This is a genomic window from Pseudomonas fluorescens Q2-87 (assembly GCF_000281895.1).
GTDB classification, from domain to species: Bacteria; Pseudomonadota; Gammaproteobacteria; order Pseudomonadales; family Pseudomonadaceae; genus Aquipseudomonas; species Aquipseudomonas fluorescens_S.
Genome location: NZ_CM001558.1, coordinates 5,690,533 through 5,705,470, shown reverse-complemented (window position 1 = coordinate 5,705,470; position 14,938 = coordinate 5,690,533). Strand labels below are relative to the sequence as shown.

Annotated in this window: 14 protein-coding genes; 12 read left to right on the top strand and 2 right to left on the bottom strand. The window is 62.6% G+C overall.

Features of this window, described 5'->3' with window-relative positions:
• Positions 1–1,038 (top strand): flagellar motor protein MotB, encoded by a 1,038-nt coding sequence (motB, locus tag PFLQ2_RS02670; protein WP_003186440.1) that lies wholly within the window; start codon positions 1–3, stop codon positions 1,036–1,038.
• 229 nt (positions 1,039–1,267) lie between these two features.
• On the opposite strand, the gene rsgA is transcribed toward motB, so the two are convergent.
• Positions 1,268–2,299, bottom strand: a complete 1,032-nt coding sequence (gene rsgA / locus PFLQ2_RS02675) for a small ribosomal subunit biogenesis GTPase RsgA (protein WP_003186437.1) — start codon at positions 2,297–2,299, stop codon at positions 1,268–1,270.
• Positions 2,300–2,405: 106 nt separating this feature from the next.
• Here rsgA and orn point away from each other — a divergent pair, with 106 nt between their 5' ends.
• Complete coding sequence (gene orn, locus PFLQ2_RS02680; protein WP_003186435.1) at positions 2,406–2,948, top strand: oligoribonuclease; 543 nt, start codon at positions 2,406–2,408, stop codon at positions 2,946–2,948.
• Between the two features lie 139 nt (positions 2,949–3,087).
• Positions 3,088–3,699, top strand: coding sequence for a trimeric intracellular cation channel family protein (locus tag PFLQ2_RS02685; protein ID WP_003186433.1), 612 nt, complete (start codon positions 3,088–3,090; stop codon positions 3,697–3,699).
• Here the strand turns inward: PFLQ2_RS02685 and queG are convergent.
• Positions 3,681–4,760: a tRNA epoxyqueuosine(34) reductase QueG gene (gene queG / locus PFLQ2_RS02690; protein ID WP_003186430.1), complete on the bottom strand. Its 1,080-nt coding sequence runs from the start codon at positions 4,758–4,760 to the stop codon at positions 3,681–3,683. The genes PFLQ2_RS02685 and queG overlap by 19 nt on opposite strands.
• Before the next feature lie 63 nt (positions 4,761–4,823).
• On the opposite strand from queG, the gene PFLQ2_RS02695 reads away from it, so the two are divergent.
• The 9 genes from PFLQ2_RS02695 (at position 4,824) to hflC (ending at position 14,886) form a co-directional block, all read left to right on the top strand.
• The gene (locus PFLQ2_RS02695) at positions 4,824–6,323 is read left to right on the top strand and encodes a bifunctional ADP-dependent NAD(P)H-hydrate dehydratase/NAD(P)H-hydrate epimerase (RefSeq protein ID WP_003186427.1); all 1,500 of its coding nucleotides are present in this window, start codon (positions 4,824–4,826) and stop codon (positions 6,321–6,323) included.
• On the top strand, positions 6,311–6,778 hold the full coding sequence (tsaE, locus tag PFLQ2_RS02700) for a tRNA (adenosine(37)-N6)-threonylcarbamoyltransferase complex ATPase subunit type 1 TsaE (protein ID WP_003186426.1): 468 nt from the start codon (positions 6,311–6,313) through the stop codon (positions 6,776–6,778). The genes PFLQ2_RS02695 and tsaE overlap by 13 nt, the downstream gene beginning before the upstream one ends.
• 3 nt (positions 6,779–6,781) lie before the next feature.
• Complete coding sequence (locus tag PFLQ2_RS02705; RefSeq protein ID WP_033046319.1) at positions 6,782–8,212, top strand: N-acetylmuramoyl-L-alanine amidase; 1,431 nt, start codon at positions 6,782–6,784, stop codon at positions 8,210–8,212.
• A complete protein-coding gene (gene mutL / locus PFLQ2_RS02710) occupies positions 8,209–10,122 on the top strand; it encodes a DNA mismatch repair endonuclease MutL (RefSeq protein WP_003186422.1) in 1,914 nt (637 codons plus the stop codon). Before PFLQ2_RS02705 ends, mutL begins: the two co-directional genes overlap by 4 nt.
• Positions 10,122–11,093 (top strand): tRNA (adenosine(37)-N6)-dimethylallyltransferase MiaA, encoded by a 972-nt coding sequence (miaA, locus tag PFLQ2_RS02715; RefSeq protein ID WP_003186420.1) that lies wholly within the window; start codon positions 10,122–10,124, stop codon positions 11,091–11,093. The genes mutL and miaA overlap by 1 nt, the downstream gene beginning before the upstream one ends.
• A gap of 91 nt (positions 11,094–11,184) precedes the next feature.
• Positions 11,185–11,445, top strand: a complete 261-nt coding sequence (gene hfq, locus PFLQ2_RS02720) for an RNA chaperone Hfq (protein ID WP_003186419.1) — start codon at positions 11,185–11,187, stop codon at positions 11,443–11,445.
• A gap of 12 nt (positions 11,446–11,457) precedes the next feature.
• A complete protein-coding gene (gene hflX, locus PFLQ2_RS02725; RefSeq protein WP_003186415.1) occupies positions 11,458–12,759 on the top strand; it encodes a ribosome rescue GTPase HflX in 1,302 nt (433 codons plus the stop codon).
• An 85-nt stretch (positions 12,760–12,844) separates the two neighbouring features.
• Complete coding sequence (hflK, locus tag PFLQ2_RS02730) at positions 12,845–14,017, top strand: FtsH protease activity modulator HflK (RefSeq protein ID WP_003186413.1); 1,173 nt, start codon at positions 12,845–12,847, stop codon at positions 14,015–14,017.
• A complete protein-coding gene (hflC, locus tag PFLQ2_RS02735) occupies positions 14,017–14,886 on the top strand; it encodes a protease modulator HflC (RefSeq protein WP_003186411.1) in 870 nt (289 codons plus the stop codon). The genes hflK and hflC overlap by 1 nt, the downstream gene beginning before the upstream one ends.
• Positions 14,887–14,938 lie beyond the last annotated feature (52 nt).

Sequence of the window (14,938 nt, the reverse complement as noted above, 5' to 3'; positions counted from 1 at the left end):
ATGGAAAATAACCAGCCGATCATCATCAAGCGCGTCAAGCGCATAGCGGGCGGGCACCATGGTGGCGCCTGGAAAATTGCGTTCGCCGACTTCGCGACGGCAATGATGGCGTTCTTCCTGGTGCTGTGGCTGCTGTCCACCGCGACCCCGGAACAAAAAATCGCCATTGCCGGTTACTTCAAGGATCCGGTCGGCTTCTCCGAAAGCGGCACGCCTTACATCATTGACCTGGGCGGCTCGCCGACCCTGGCGCCGGACACGACCCTCAACCCGGAGGTCAAGTCCCAGCCCCAGCCCGACAAGGTCACGGTGGATACCGAGCAGGTCGAAGGCATGGCCGAGCAGGTCGAGCGCGAGCGTCTGGAGTTGCTGCTGCAAGAATTGCAGAACAAGGTCGAAGAGAACCCGCAACTGCAGAAATTCAAGGACCAGATCCTGTTCGAAATCACGCCGAACGGCCTGCGCATCCAAATCATGGACGCCGAGAATCGGCCGATGTTCGACTCCGGCAGCGCCCGTCTCAAGCCTTATTTCGAAGACATCCTGCTGGCCATGGCCGATACCATCAAGGCGGTGCCGAACAAGATCAGCATCAGTGGCCATACCGATGCCAAGCCTTATATCGGCAAGGGCGATTTCGGTAATTGGGAGTTGTCCGCCAACCGCGCCAACGCGGCACGTCGTGCGTTGGTGGCTGGCAGTTATCCGGACGAGCAGGTAGCGCGGGTGGTGGGTTATGCCTCCTCGGCGCTGTTCGATCGCAAGGACCCGTTCAACCCGGTCAATCGGCGTATCGATATCGTGGTGCTGACCAAGAAGGCTCAGCAGGCCATCGAAGGTTCGCAAACCAATGATCCGGCGCCCGACCCTGCCCAGGGCCAGGGTGCTCCGGGCGAGGCGCCGGCGACCCCTGGCGCTGCGGCCGATCCGAACGCCTTGCCGGCTGACCAACAGCCGGTGCCGGCCCATGAGTTGCGCGAGCGGCTGAACCTGTTCGACGATGCCGCGCCCAAGCCTGCCGGAACGCCTGGGCAGTGAGCCACAAAAAAGCCGACATCATTGTCGGCTTTTTTGTGAATCGCTGTTCAGTGAGGCGTGCCTGCCTTTGTGGCGAGGGAGCTTGCTCCCGCTCGGCTGCGAAGCAGTCGTAAACCGGCGGGCGCGGTGTGTCTGATGCTCCGCATTTGGCAGATTTTGGGGCTGCTCGCAGCCCAGCGGGAGCAAGCTCCCTCGCCACAATAGTGATCGGCTTCACATGGCATGCAGGTCAGTAAGTGCTTTCCGGCAAGCTGGCGATGATCGAGCGGTAGCTGTTCATTCGTTGCTGGTGCACGCGGCCTTCTTCCAAGGCCTTGAGCAGGGCGCAACCAGGTTCGCGGTCGTGCTTGCAGTCGCGGAAACGGCAGGTGCCGATCAGCTCGTTGAACTCGATGAACCCGGCTTCGACATCGGCCCGGCTGACATGGCCCAGGCCGAATTCACGGATGCCCGGGGAGTCGATCAGCTCGCCGCCACCGGGAAAGTGGAACAACCGTGCGGTAGTGGTGGTGTGGGTGCCTTGCCCGGACAGCTCGGACAACGGCCCGACACGGGTCTCGACTTCCGGCAGGAGGCTGTTGACCAGCGAAGACTTGCCGACACCGGACTGGCCGACGAACACGCTGATGCGTCCGTCCAACTGCTGTTGCAACTGTTCCATGCCGTTGCCGTGGTGGGCCGAAACTTCCAATACCGGGTAACCCAGGTCCCGATAGACCGACAGCAGGGCGTTCAGCGCCGGGGCGTTGTGCTCGTCGATCAGGTCGAATTTATTGAGCAGCAGCAATGGGCGGATGCCCGCGTGTTCGGCTGCCACCAGGTAGCGGTCGATCAGGTTGGCGTGGGGCTCGGGCAGCGGGGCGAACACGATGACGATCATGTCGACGTTGGCAGCCACGGGCTTGAGCTGGCCACGGCTGTCCGGACGGCACAGTTCCGTGTGGCGCGGCAGTTGCGCCACGATCACGCCGATGCCCTGGTTGCCGGCACGCCAGACGACCTGGTCGCCGGTGACCAGCGCGGGCAGGTTGGCGCGCAAGTGGCAGCGGAACACCTGGCCGGTCAGCTCGCCTTCGCGGGCCTCGACCTCGACCTGCACACCGAAGTGGGCGATCACCAGGCCGGTTTGTTCCGGCCCCAAGTCGCCGCCCTCGAGCGCCTCGACGGCACTGGATTCGCGTTTGGCGGCGCGGGCTGCGCGCTCGCCCTGGATCTTTTCGATGCGCCAGTTTTGACGACGATTGAGTTGGCGTTTGGCCATGGGTGTTCCGTATGAAGAGTGCAGCGATTAGGTAAAACGGTCGCGAGTTTAGCACGCCCAAGGGCCTGCCTAGGCTAAACTGCGCAGCTACGCTGAGGAGCTCCCCATGCAAAACCCGCAGAACCTGATCTGGATCGACCTGGAAATGACCGGTCTGAACCCGGACACCGACGTCATCATCGAAATGGCCACCATCGTCACCGACAGTGAACTGAACACCTTGGCCGAAGGCCCGGTGATTGCCATACATCACAGTGATGAAATCCTGGCTGGCATGGACGAGTGGAACACTCGCCAGCACGGCGGCTCCGGCCTGACCCAGCGAGTACGCGACAGCAAAATCAGCATGGCCGAGGCCGAGGCCCAGACCATCGCTTTTCTGGAGCAGTGGGTGCCCAAGGGCAAATCGCCGATCTGCGGCAACAGCATCTGCCAGGACCGGCGCTTTCTTTATACCCACATGAAAGCCCTGGAAAGCTATTTCCACTACCGCAACCTGGATGTCTCCACCCTCAAGGAACTCGCCGCGCGCTGGGCTCCCGACGTGCGTGACAGCTTCAAGAAGGGCGGCAGCCACCTGGCCCTGGACGACATTCGCGAGTCCATTGCCGAGTTGCAGCACTACCGCAAGCATTTCATCAAGTTCTGATTGCCCGGCGTGTTCTATGTGGAGAGGGAGCACGCTTGCTCTCCACGGGACGGTGCCCGGGCTAAGGCCGCTGCCATGCCCTCTTTTGGTGCCGGCCCAAACTGGCTAGACTGCGCGCCTTCCTGTAGGGACCGCCAACATGTTGCTGATGCTTTATCTGATCGCCATCACCGCCGAAGCCATGACCGGTGCCTTGTCTGCCGGGCGCCGTGGCATGGACTGGTTCGGCGTGGTGCTGATCGCCTGCATCACGGCCCTGGGTGGCGGCTCGGTGCGCGACGTGCTGCTCGGTCATTACCCGCTTACCTGGGTCAAGCACCCGGAATACCTGGTGCTGACCACAGCGGCGGCGATGTTGACGGTGTTCCTGGCGCGCTGGATGCGCCATCTGCGCTCGTTGTTCCTGGTCCTCGATGCGGTGGGCCTGGTGGCGTTCACGTTGATTGGCTGCATGACCGCCCTGGAAATGGGCCACGGCATGCTGGTGGCGTCGGTCAGCGGAGTGATCACCGGCGTGTTCGGCGGCATCCTGCGGGACATTTTCTGCAACGATATTCCGCTGATCTTTCGCCGTGAGCTCTACGCCAGCGTCTCGTTTGCAGCGGCGTGGTGCTATCTGCTCTGTGTCTACCTGCAACTGCCTAATGAACAGGCCATACTCATCACCTTGTTCGGCGGTTTCCTGCTGCGGCTCCTGGCGATCCGCTTTCACTGGGAAATGCCGAAGTTCGTTTACAACGACGAGGTCTGACGCTCGGCGTGTTGGCGCAACGCCCATTCCACATGTTCGCGCACCAGTTCTGAAGGATGGTCGCGCCGCGCTTGCAGCGCTTGCAGCACCGGAATCGTTGAGGGGGCATTGCCAAGCCCCACCGCCAGGTTGCGTAGCCAGCGCTCATAACCGGCGCGGCGCAGCGGCGAGCCTTCGGTGCGGCTCAGGAAGGTGTCTTCATCCCACAGGAACAGCTCGGCGAGTCCGGCATTGTCCAGGCTGTGTCGCGGCTTGAAGTCGCTTTCCCGGGATGGCCGGGCAAAGCGGTTCCACGGACAGACGATCTGGCAATCGTCACACCCGAACACGCGGTTACCGATCAGCGGCCGCAATTCTTCGGGAATGGCGCTTTTCAGTTCGATGGTCAGGTAGGAAATGCACCGGCGTGCGTCCAGCACGTAGGGGCCGACGAAGGCATTTGTAGGACAGATGTCCAAGCAAGCGGTGCATTTTCCGCAATGTTCGCTGGCGTGGGGTGGGTCCACGGGCAGCGGCAGGTCGACAAACAATTCGCTCAGGAAGAAGTAGCTGCCGGCCTTGCGATTCAGTACCAGGGTGTTTTTGCCGATCCAGCCCAGCCCGGCCTGCTGCGCGATGGCTTTTTCCAACACCGGTGCGCTGTCGACGAAGGCGCGGTAGCCGAAGGGACCGATCACCGCCTGAATTTTTTCTGCCAGTTGCTGCACGCGTTTACGGATCAATTTGTGGTAATCGCGGCCCAACGCATAGCGCGAGACGTAGGCTTTTTCCGGTTGGCCGAGCATTTGCGCCATTTGCGTGTCGCCCGGCAGGTAGTCCATGCGCAGGGACACCACGCGTAACGTGCCGGGTACCAGTTCCTCCGGGTGCGAGCGTTTGCTGCCATGGGCACCCATGTAGTCCATTTCGCCGTGGTAGCCCGCTTCGAGCCAACGTTGCAGGTGCTGCTCGTGCTCGGCCAGGTCCACGCCGCTGATGCCGACCTGCTGGAAACCCAGCTCGCGGCCCCATTCCTTGATGGATTGGGCGAGGGCGGGCAGGTCTGTGGTAATGGCAGGCATGAGGCGAGAGAAACCGGAGCTGAGATGCGTATAATTCTGCCAGACATCGGAGCCCGAAGACGCATGCCGCACACTAAAGATGATTTTCCCGACGCGCTGTACAGCGCCGCGCAAGTCCGGGCCCTCGATGCACGCCTGATCGCGGCAGGTACCACCGGGTTCGAATTGATGCAGCGCGCCGCCCGCGCCATCTGGCGAGCGATCGTGCGTCGCTGGCCTGATGCCGTCGAGCTGACCGTCCTGACCGGCCATGGCAATAACGCCGGTGACGGCTACCTGGTTGCGACCCTGGCCCGGCGCGCCGGCTGGTCGGTGCGGGTGCTGACCGTGGGCGAGCCCCGGCGCTTGCAGGGCGATGCCGCCAATGCCCACGCCGAGGCCGTAGCGGTGGGTGTGCCGGTGGAACCGTGGTCGGACGAATCCGAACTGCGTGGCGTGCTGTTGGACGCGTTGCTGGGTACAGGGTTGAGTGGCGAAGTTCGCGAGCCTTACATCCGTGCCATCGACACGATCAATGTCAGTGGTCTGCCGGTCGTGGCGGTGGATATTCCTTCCGGGCTGTGTGCCGATACCGGCCGGGTGCTGGGCACTGCGGTGGCGGCGGACCTGACCGTGACGTTCATTGGCTTGAAGCTGGGCTTGTTCACAGGGGATGCGGCGGATCGGGTCGGTGAATTGATTTTCAATGATCTGCACGCGGACCCCGACATCGTCGAAGTGACCCCGGCCAGCGCTCGGCTGCTGTTGCCCGATCATCTGCCACGCCTGGCGCCACGCGCGGCCACCTCTCACAAAGGCAAGTTCGGTCATGTGCTGCTGATCGGCGGCGACCGCGGCTTTGGCGGCGCGATCCAGATGAGCGCCGAGAGCGCCCTGCGCTGCGGCGCGGGAATGGTTTCGATGGCGACCCGCAGCGAACACGTATCCGCTGCACTGACGCGTTTGCCGGAGGTCATGGTGCAAGGCACCCATTCGGCCAACCAATTGATGGGCCTGCTCCAGCAGGCCAGCGTGTTGGTGGTCGGGCCGGGCCTGGGCCAGGCGGCATGGGGTCGTAGCCTGTTATCGGCGGCGGCCAATGCAACGCTGCCGCAAGTGTGGGATGCCGACGCGCTGAATCTGTTGAGCGAAGGCGCTGTCAGCTTGCCCGAGCAGTGTGTGATCACTCCGCACCCGGGCGAGGCGGCGCGCCTGCTGGGAATATCCACGGTCCAGGTCCAGGCCGATCGTCCGGCGGCGGCCCATGCATTGAGCAAAAAATACACAGCTACGGTGGTCCTCAAGGGCGCCGGAAGCCTGATCGCCAGCCCGGACGGTCGCCTGGCGGTTTGCGCCCAGGGCCATCCGGCAATGGCCACGGCGGGCCTCGGGGATGTGCTGGCCGGTGTGGTTGGCGCTTTGCTGGCCCAGGGCTTGGAGGGTTTCGAGGCGGCGTGCCTGGCAGTCTGGCTGCACGCCAATGCCGGCACCCAAGCCGGTCGGTCGGGCCGGGGGCTGGCGGCAACCGATCTGATTCCGGCCATTCGTCAGTTATTGGAGGAGCATTCACCGTGTCTGAAGTAACCCTGTACGTGGCCGATGAACAGGCCATGACGGAGCTTGGTGCGCGCATTGCGCGTACCACCGCAGGCCATGGCCTGATTTTTCTCGAAGGGGACCTCGGCGCGGGAAAAACCACCCTGTCCCGTGGCATCATTCGCGGCCTCGGGCATGTCGGCTCGGTAAAGAGTCCTACGTTCACCTTGGTCGAGCCCTACGAGATCGGCGACATCCGCGCCTTTCATTTCGACCTGTATCGGCTGGTGGACCCCGAGGAGCTGGAATTCCTCGGGATCCGCGATTATTTCGAAGACGATGCCTTGTGCCTGATCGAATGGCCCCAGAAGGGTGCAGGCTTTTTGCCAAAGCCTGACCTGACCATTACCATTGGCGCGCAGAACGGCGGGCGTTCGCTGAAACTGACGCCGCAAGGCTCGCGTGGCGAGTCGTGGTGTGCCGCTTTGGCATTGGAAAACTAATTGATGATGGGGTTTGGTATGCGCTTTCGCGCGGTGGTTGCTGTCGTAGGACTGTTGCTTACGGCACTGGCCGTCGATGCTGTGGCTGAGACAAAGGTCAACAGCGTTCGCCTCTGGCGGGCGCCGGACAACACGCGGCTGGTGTTCGACCTGACGGGTCCGGTGCAGCACAGCGTATTCACCCTGACCGCGCCGGATCGCCTGGTGATCGACATCAATGGCGCGTCCCTGGGCGCGCCATTGAACGTGGCCACCGCCAACACGCCGATTACCGCGATGCGTTCGGCCCAGCGTACGCCGACCGATTTGCGGGTGGTCATCGACCTGAAAAAAGCCGTGACGCCGAAGAGCTTTACCCTGGCCCCGAACGCCCAGTACGGCAACCGGTTGGTGGTGGACCTGTTCGACAATCCGGCCGACGCCGCGCCGCCTCCACCGCCTCCGACCAACGTCGCCACGGTGCCGGCGGTACCGGTTACGCCGACCGAACCTGCGATCAAGCTGCCACCGGCCCCGGCCGGCAAGCGCGACATCATCGTGGTGATCGACGCCGGTCACGGCGGCGAAGACCCAGGGGCCTCGGGTTCGCGCGGGCAGCGTGAGAAAGACGTGGTGCTGTCCATTGCCCGCGAGCTGCAGCGTCAGGTCAACGGCATGAAGGGCTTCCGCGCCGAACTCACCCGTACCGGCGACTACTTCATCCCACTGCGCGGCCGTACCGAAATCGCCCGCAAAAAAGGCGCCGACCTGTTCGTTTCCATTCACGCTGACGCGGCACCTTCGGCGGCAGCCTTCGGGGCTTCGGTATTCGCCTTGTCCGACCGTGGCGCCACGTCCGAGACCGCTCGCTGGCTGGCCGACAGTGAAAACCGTTCTGACCTGATCGGCGGTGCCGGCAACGTCAGCCTCGACGACAAGGACCGCATGCTTGCCGGTGTGTTGCTCGATTTGTCGATGACCGCCTCGCTGACCTCCAGTTTGAACGTCGGCCAGAAAGTCCTGAGCAACATCGGTCGCGTCACGCCGCTGCACAAGCAGCGCGTCGAGCAGGCCGGGTTCATGGTGCTCAAGTCGCCGGACATCCCGTCGATCCTGGTGGAGACCGGCTTCATCTCCAACGCCAACGAGGCGTCCAAGCTGTCGTCCGCCAACCACCAGCAGGCACTGGCCCGTTCCATCAGCAGCGGTGTACGGCAGTTCTTCCAGCAGAACCCGCCGCCAGGCACCTACATTGCGTGGCTGCGCGATTCCGGCAAGATCGCCCAAGGCCCGCGGGACCATCGGGTCAGCCCCGGCGAAACCCTGGCGATGATCGCCGTGCGCTACCAGGTATCGCCCGCTACCTTGCGCAGTGCCAACAATCTCAAGAGTGACGAGCTCAAGATCGGCCAGACCCTGACCATCCCCGGAAATGAAGTGGCGGTCCAGCAATGAGTGATGAAGTGATCGGCAGCACTGCTCGCATCGAGCTGCTCAGCCCGCGGCTGGCAAACCAGATCGCCGCCGGTGAAGTGGTCGAGCGCCCGGCGTCGGTCATCAAGGAATTGCTGGAGAACAGTCTCGATTCCGGCGCCAGGCGCATCGATGTGGATGTCGAGCAGGGCGGCGTCAAGCTGCTGCGGGTGCGCGATGACGGTGGCGGCATTTCTTCCGACGACCTGCCGCTGGCCCTGGCGCGTCATGCCACCAGCAAGATTCGCGACTTGGAAGACCTTGAGCGAGTCATGAGCCTGGGGTTTCGGGGCGAGGCGCTGGCGTCCATCAGTTCGGTGTCGCGCCTGACGCTGACCTCCCGTACCCGCGACGCCGAGCAGGCCTGGCAGGTCGAGACCGAAGGCCGAGACATGGCCTCCCACGTCCAGCCCGCGGCCCATCCGGTGGGCACTTCGGTGGAAGTGCGCGACCTGTTCTTCAACACCCCGGCCCGACGCAAGTTCCTCAAGGCCGAGAAGACCGAATTCGATCACCTGCAGGAAGTCATCAAGCGTCTGGCCCTGGCGCGTTTTGACGTGGCGTTCCATTTGCGCCACAACGGCAAGACCATTCTCAGCCTGCACGAGGCCCATGACGATGCGGCCCGTGCGCGGCGGGTGGGTGCGGTCTGCGGCGCGGGTTTCCTCGAGCAGGCATTGCCCATCGAGGTGGAGCGCAATGGCCTGCACCTGTGGGGTTGGGTCGGGTTGCCGACGTTTTCCCGCAGCCAGGCAGACCTGCAGTATTTCTATGTGAATGGCCGCGCCGTGCGCGACAAGCTGGTGGCCCACGCGGTGCGCCAGGCCTATCGCGACGTGCTGTTCAATGGACGGCATCCGACCTTCGTGCTGTTTTTCGAAGTCGATCCGGCGGTCGTAGACGTCAACGTGCACCCGACCAAGCACGAAGTCCGTTTCCGTGATGGACGCATGGTCCATGATTTCCTTTACGGTACCTTGCACCGCGCGTTGGGCGATGTGCGCCCGGAAGATCAACTGGCAGCTCCGGCGGCAGTGGCTGGCATGGTCCGGCCAACGGGGCTGGAAGCCGGCGAATTCGGTCCCCAGGGCGAAATGCGCCTGGCGGCCAACGCACTGCTGGAACAGCCCCAGCCGCCGCCGAGCTACAACACGGCGGGGACTGGCGCCGGCAGCGGTTACCAGTATCAATACACCCCGCGACCGCAATCGAATGTGCCGGCGGCCGAGGCCCAGGCGGCCTATCGCGAGTTCTTCAAGCCGTTGCCTGAAACCGGCGCGGCGGCACTGCCCGACGGCCAGGGCGACATTCCGCCGCTGGGTTATGCCCTGGCGCAGCTCAAAGGCATCTATATCCTTTCGGAAAACGCCCAGGGCCTGGTCTTGGTGGACATGCATGCCGCCCACGAGCGGATCATGTACGAGCGGCTGAAAATTGCCATGGCCAGTGAAGGCCTGAGTGGCCAGCCGCTGCTGGTGCCCGAATCCCTGGCCGTCAGCCAGCGCGAAGCCGATTGTGCCGAGGAACATGTGAGCTGGTTCCAGCGCCTGGGCTTTGAGTTGCAGCGCCTGGGCCCGGAAACCCTGGCGATCCGGCAGATCCCGGCGTTATTGAAGCAAGCCGAGGCCAATCGCCTGGTCAGCGACGTATTGGCAGACCTGATGGAATACGGCACCAGCGACCGGATCCAGGCGCACCTGAACGAACTGCTCGGCACCATGGCCTGCCATGGCGCGATCCGCGCCAACCGGCGCCTGGCCCTGCCGGAAATGAACGGCCTGCTGCGGGACATGGAAAATACCGAGCGCAGCGGTCAATGCAACCATGGCCGGCCGACCTGGACCCAATTGGGCCTGGACGACCTGGACAAACTGTTCCTGCGCGGTCGCTGATGAGCCAGTTGCCACCCGCGATTTTCCTGATGGGGCCGACCGCCGCCGGCAAGACCGACCTGGCGATCGAACTGACCAAGGTCCTGCCCTGCGAGCTGATCAGCGTCGATTCGGCGCTGGTTTACCGGGGCATGGACATCGGTACCGCCAAGCCGTCGAAAGCGCTGCTGGCCGAATTTCCTCACCGTCTGATCGACATCCTTGACCCGGCCGAGGCTTATTCTGCGGCGGATTTTCGTCGCGATGCCCTCCAGGCCATGGCCGAGATCACCGCGCGAGGCAAGATCCCGCTGCTGGTGGGCGGCACAATGCTGTACTACAAGGCCCTGGTCGATGGCCTGGCGGACATGCCCGCCGCCGATCCGGAGGTGCGCGCGCAGATCGAAGAAGAAGCCGCGCGCCTTGGCTGGCAGGCCCTGCATGAACAATTGGCGATCATCGACCCGGAGTCGGCGGCGCGGATTCACCCCAACGACCCGCAGCGGCTCAGCCGGGCGCTGGAGGTTTACCGGGTCAGCGGCCAGAGCATGACGGCCCTGAGGCAGCGACAATCTGCGCAAAGTACTGAAGCAGCCGCTTCGGGACTGCAACAATTGCCCTATACTGTCGCGAATCTGGCCATCGCCCCGGCGAACCGGCAAGTGCTGCACCAGCGAATTGAACAAAGATTCACATTGATGTTGGAACAGGGATTCATCGACGAGGTCGTAGCCCTGCGTGAGCGAAGTGACCTGCATGCCGGGTTGCCGTCTATACGTGCGGTGGGTTATCGACAAGTCTGGGACTACCTGGACGGCAAGCTGACGTCAGCCGAGATGCAGGAGCGTGGGATCATTGCCACGCGCCAATTGGCGAAGCGCCAGTTCACCTGGCTGCGCAGCTGGACTGACTTGCATTGGCTCGACAGTCTCGATTGCGACAATCTGCCACGCGCCTTGAAATACCTCGGGACCATCTCCATATTGAGCTGAGTCCTTGCAATTGCCGTCTATCCTTGGGGGTGTGACGGCCCAAGCCATCTGATTCCGATTTTTATTATTGATCCTTAAAGGAGTGCGGCACATGTCAAAAGGGCATTCGCTACAAGACCCTTACTTGAACACTTTACGTAAAGAAAAAGTTGGGGTGTCCATCTATCTGGTCAACGGGATCAAACTGCAAGGCACGATCGAGTCTTTCGACCAGTTCGTCATCCTGCTGAAGAACACCGTCAGCCAGATGGTCTACAAGCACGCGATCTCGACAGTGGTGCCAGTTCGTCCGATTCGTCTGCCTAGCGCAACCGAATCCGAAGGCGGCGACGCTGAACCGGGTAACGCCTGATAGGAGTCTCCTTTGTTCTTTGAGCGCCACGGTGGTGGTGAACGGGCCATTCTCGTTCACTTGGATGGACAGGACCCTGAGGCGCGCGAAGATCCGCAGGAGTTCCAGGAATTGGCACTTTCGGCCGGCGCCGAGACCGTCGCGTTCTTCAACGTGCCGCGTCATCGGCCAACCGCCAAGTTCCTGATCGGCAGCGGCAAGGTCGAGGAGTTGCGCGACCTGGTCAAGGCCGAACAGGTCGATCTGGTGATTTTCAATCACATCCTCACGCCCAGTCAGGAGCGTAACCTCGAACGTGTTTTCGAGTGTCGCGTGATCGACCGCACGGGCCTGATCCTCGATATCTTCGCGCAACGCGCCCGTACCCATGAAGGCAAGCTCCAGGTCGAACTGGCCCAGCTTGAACACATGAGCACGCGGCTGGTTCGCGGCTGGACTCACCTTGAGCGGCAGAAAGGCGGTATCGGCCTGCGCGGCCCAGGTGAAACCCAGCTGGAAACCGACCGGCGCCTGTTGCGGGTTCGCCTGCGCCAGATCAAGGGGCGCCTGGAGAAGGTCCGCAGCCAGCGCGAACAATCGCGGCGCGGGCGCAAGCGTGCGGATATTCCTACGGTTTCACTGGTGGGCTATACCAACGCCGGCAAATCGACCCTGTTCAATAACGTCACCCAATCGGACGTCTACGCCGCCGACCAGTTGTTCGCCACGCTCGACCCGACCCTGCGCCGGCTCGACCTGGATGACCTCGGGCCGATCGTGCTGGCCGACACCGTGGGCTTCATCCGTCACTTGCCGCACAAACTGGTCGAGGCTTTCCGGGCTACGCTCGAAGAGTCGAGCAATTCCGACCTGCTGCTGCACGTGATCGATGCCGCCGAGCCGGACCGTATGCTGCAGATCGAGCAGGTGATGGTGGTGCTGGGCGAGATCGGTGCCCAGGACTTGCCGATCCTGGAGGTATACAACAAACTCGATTTGCTCGAAGGGGTGGAGCCGCAGATCCAGCGCGATGCCGACGGCAAGCCGCAACGGGTCTGGTTGTCTGCCCGCGACGGTACCGGCCTGGACCTGCTCAAGCAGGCCGTGGCCGAGCTTCTTGGCAATGATCTGTTTGTTGGCACCCTGAAGTTGCCGCAGCGTTTCGCCCGGCTGCGTGCCCAGTTCTTTGAGCTGGGGGCGGTGCAAAAAGAAGAGCACGACGACGAAGGCGTCTGTCTGCTGGCTGTTCGCCTGCCACGGTCGGAGTTGAACCGACTGGTCAGTCGCGAAGGGCTGCAGCCGATGGAATTCATCGAGCAACACACTTTGCAATAAAAGCCTGAGCAAGCTGTGTCAGGCATTCTGTAGCATTGGTCGGCGCGCCGTGGGTGCGTCTTTGCTTTATCAGATGGAGAGCGCTATGGCTTGGAATGAGCCGGGTGGCAACTCGAATAATCAGGATCCCTGGGGTGGCAAGCGTCGTAACAACGGCGACCGCAAGGGGCCGCCCGATCTCGACGAGGCCTTCCGAAAGCTGCAGGAAAGCCTGAACGGTTTGTTCGGTGGTGGTAAGAAACGCGGTGACGATGGCAGCGGTCGTCCGGGCAAGGGCGGCGGTTTCGGCCTGCTCGGCATCGGTCTCGTCGTGCTCGCGGCTATTTGGCTGTACAGCGCGGTATATGTCGTGGACGAGCAGGAGCAGGCCGTGGTGCTGCGCTTCGGCAAGTACTACGAGACGGTTGGTCCGGGCCTGAATATCTATTTCCCGCCGATCGACCAGAAGTACATGGAAAACGTCACGCGTGAGCGGGCGTATACCAAGCAAGGCCAGATGCTGACCGAAGACGAGAACATCGTCGAGGTGCCGCTGACCGTGCAATACAAGATCACCAACCTGCAGGACTTCGTGCTGAACGTCGACCAGCCGGAAGTCAGCCTGCAGCATGCAACTGAAAGCGCCTTGCGCCATGTGGTGGGTTCCACTGCCATGGACCAGGTGCTGACCGAAGGCCGGGAACTGATGGCCAGCGAAATCAAGGAGCGCCTGCAGCGTTTCCTCGATACCTATCGCACCGGTATCACCGTTACCCAGGTCAACGTCCAGAGCGCTGCTGCACCGCGTGAGGTCCAGGAAGCCTTCGACGACGTGATCCGTGCCCGTGAAGACGAGCAGCGCTCGCGCAACCAGGCCGAAACCTATGCCAACGGCGTCGTGCCGGAAGCCCGTGGCCAGGCCCAGCGCATCATCGAAGATGCCAATGGTTACCGCGACGAAGTCGTTTCCCGTGCCAAGGGTGAGGCTGACCGCTTCACCAAGCTGGTGGTCGAGTATCGCAAGGCCCCTGAAGTGACCCGCCAACGTCTGTACCTGGACACCATGCAGGAAGTCTTCAGCAATACCAGCAAGGTCCTCGTGACCGGCAACAAGAACGGCCAGAGCAATCTGCTGTACTTGCCGCTGGACAAGATGGTCGAGAGCGGTCGCAACACCAGCACGCCGCCGACCAGCGCGGCAGCCGCCAGCAATGAAGCCAATGCCCGTGCGGCGGCGGACTTGCAGCAACAGCAAGCACGTACCAGGGAGAGTCGCTGATGAGCAATAAATCGCTGATCGCCCTTATTGTCGGTGTCGTCGTGGCGATCGCTGCCTGGAACTGCTTCTACATCGTGGCTCAGACCGAGCGCGCGGTGTTGCTGCAATTCGGTCGCGTGGTCCAGGCTGATGTCCAGCCGGGGCTGCATGTGAAGGTGCCGTACGTCAACAAGGTGCGCAAGTTCGATGCTCGCCTGATGACGCTGGATGCACCGACGCAACGCTTCCTGACGCTGGAAAAGAAAGCCGTGATGGTCGACGCCTACGCCAAGTGGCGCGTCAAGGACGCCGAGCGCTTCTACACCGCGACGTCCGGTCTCAAGCAGATCGCCGACGAGCGTCTGTCCCGTCGCCTGGAGTCGGGCCTGCGTGACCAGTTCGGTAAGCGCACGTTGCATGAGGTGGTATCCGGTGAGCGTGATGCGCTCATGGCCGACATCACCCGTTCGCTGAATACGATGGCGGAGAAAGAGCTGGGTATCGAAGTGGTCGATGTCCGGGTCAAGGCCATCGACTTGCCGAAGGAAGTGAACCGCAGCGTGTTCGAGCGCATGAGCACCGAACGTGAGCGTGAAGCCCGCGAGCACCGCGCCAAGGGTAACGAGCTGGCCGAAGGCATCCGTGCCGACGCCGATCGCCAACGCCGTGTGCTGCTGGCCGAAGCCTACCGTGAATCGGAAGAGGTCCGTGGTGATGGTGATGCCCAGGCCGCTTCGATCTACGCCAAGGCCTACGGCCAGGACCAGGAGTTCTACGCGTTCTACCGTAGCCTGCGCGCCTACCGCGAAAGCTTTGCGAACAAATCCGACGTCATGGTCCTGGACCCAAGCAGCGACTTCTTCCATTACCTGGAAAAGGCCAAGCCTTGATACGACGTTGACCTGAAGCATTCCGCCCGGCGGCTAAAACGTCGGGCGGGGT

What these genes read in the sequence shown, in the direction of transcription:
- hfq (WP_003186419.1), top strand. Translation starts at nt 11,185, where the DNA reads ATGTCAAAAGGGCATTCGCTACAAGACCCTTACTTGAACACTTTACGT.
- orn (WP_003186435.1), top strand. Translation starts at nt 2,406, where the DNA reads ATGCAAAACCCGCAGAACCTGATCTGGATCGACCTGGAAATGACCGGT.
- hflK (WP_003186413.1), top strand. Translation starts at nt 12,845, where the DNA reads ATGGCTTGGAATGAGCCGGGTGGCAACTCGAATAATCAGGATCCCTGG.
- miaA (WP_003186420.1), top strand. Translation starts at nt 10,122, where the DNA reads ATGAGCCAGTTGCCACCCGCGATTTTCCTGATGGGGCCGACCGCCGCC.
- PFLQ2_RS02705 (WP_033046319.1), top strand. Translation starts at nt 6,782, where the DNA reads ATGATGGGGTTTGGTATGCGCTTTCGCGCGGTGGTTGCTGTCGTAGGA.
- mutL (WP_003186422.1), top strand. Translation starts at nt 8,209, where the DNA reads ATGAGTGATGAAGTGATCGGCAGCACTGCTCGCATCGAGCTGCTCAGC.
- motB (WP_003186440.1), top strand. Translation starts at nt 1, where the DNA reads ATGGAAAATAACCAGCCGATCATCATCAAGCGCGTCAAGCGCATAGCG.
- hflC (WP_003186411.1), top strand. Translation starts at nt 14,017, where the DNA reads ATGAGCAATAAATCGCTGATCGCCCTTATTGTCGGTGTCGTCGTGGCG.
- PFLQ2_RS02685 (WP_003186433.1), top strand. Translation starts at nt 3,088, where the DNA reads ATGTTGCTGATGCTTTATCTGATCGCCATCACCGCCGAAGCCATGACC.
- queG (WP_003186430.1), bottom strand. Translation starts at nt 4,760, where the DNA reads ATGCCTGCCATTACCACAGACCTGCCCGCCCTCGCCCAATCCATCAAG.
- rsgA (WP_003186437.1), bottom strand. Translation starts at nt 2,299, where the DNA reads ATGGCCAAACGCCAACTCAATCGTCGTCAAAACTGGCGCATCGAAAAG.
- PFLQ2_RS02695 (WP_003186427.1), top strand. Translation starts at nt 4,824, where the DNA reads ATGCCGCACACTAAAGATGATTTTCCCGACGCGCTGTACAGCGCCGCG.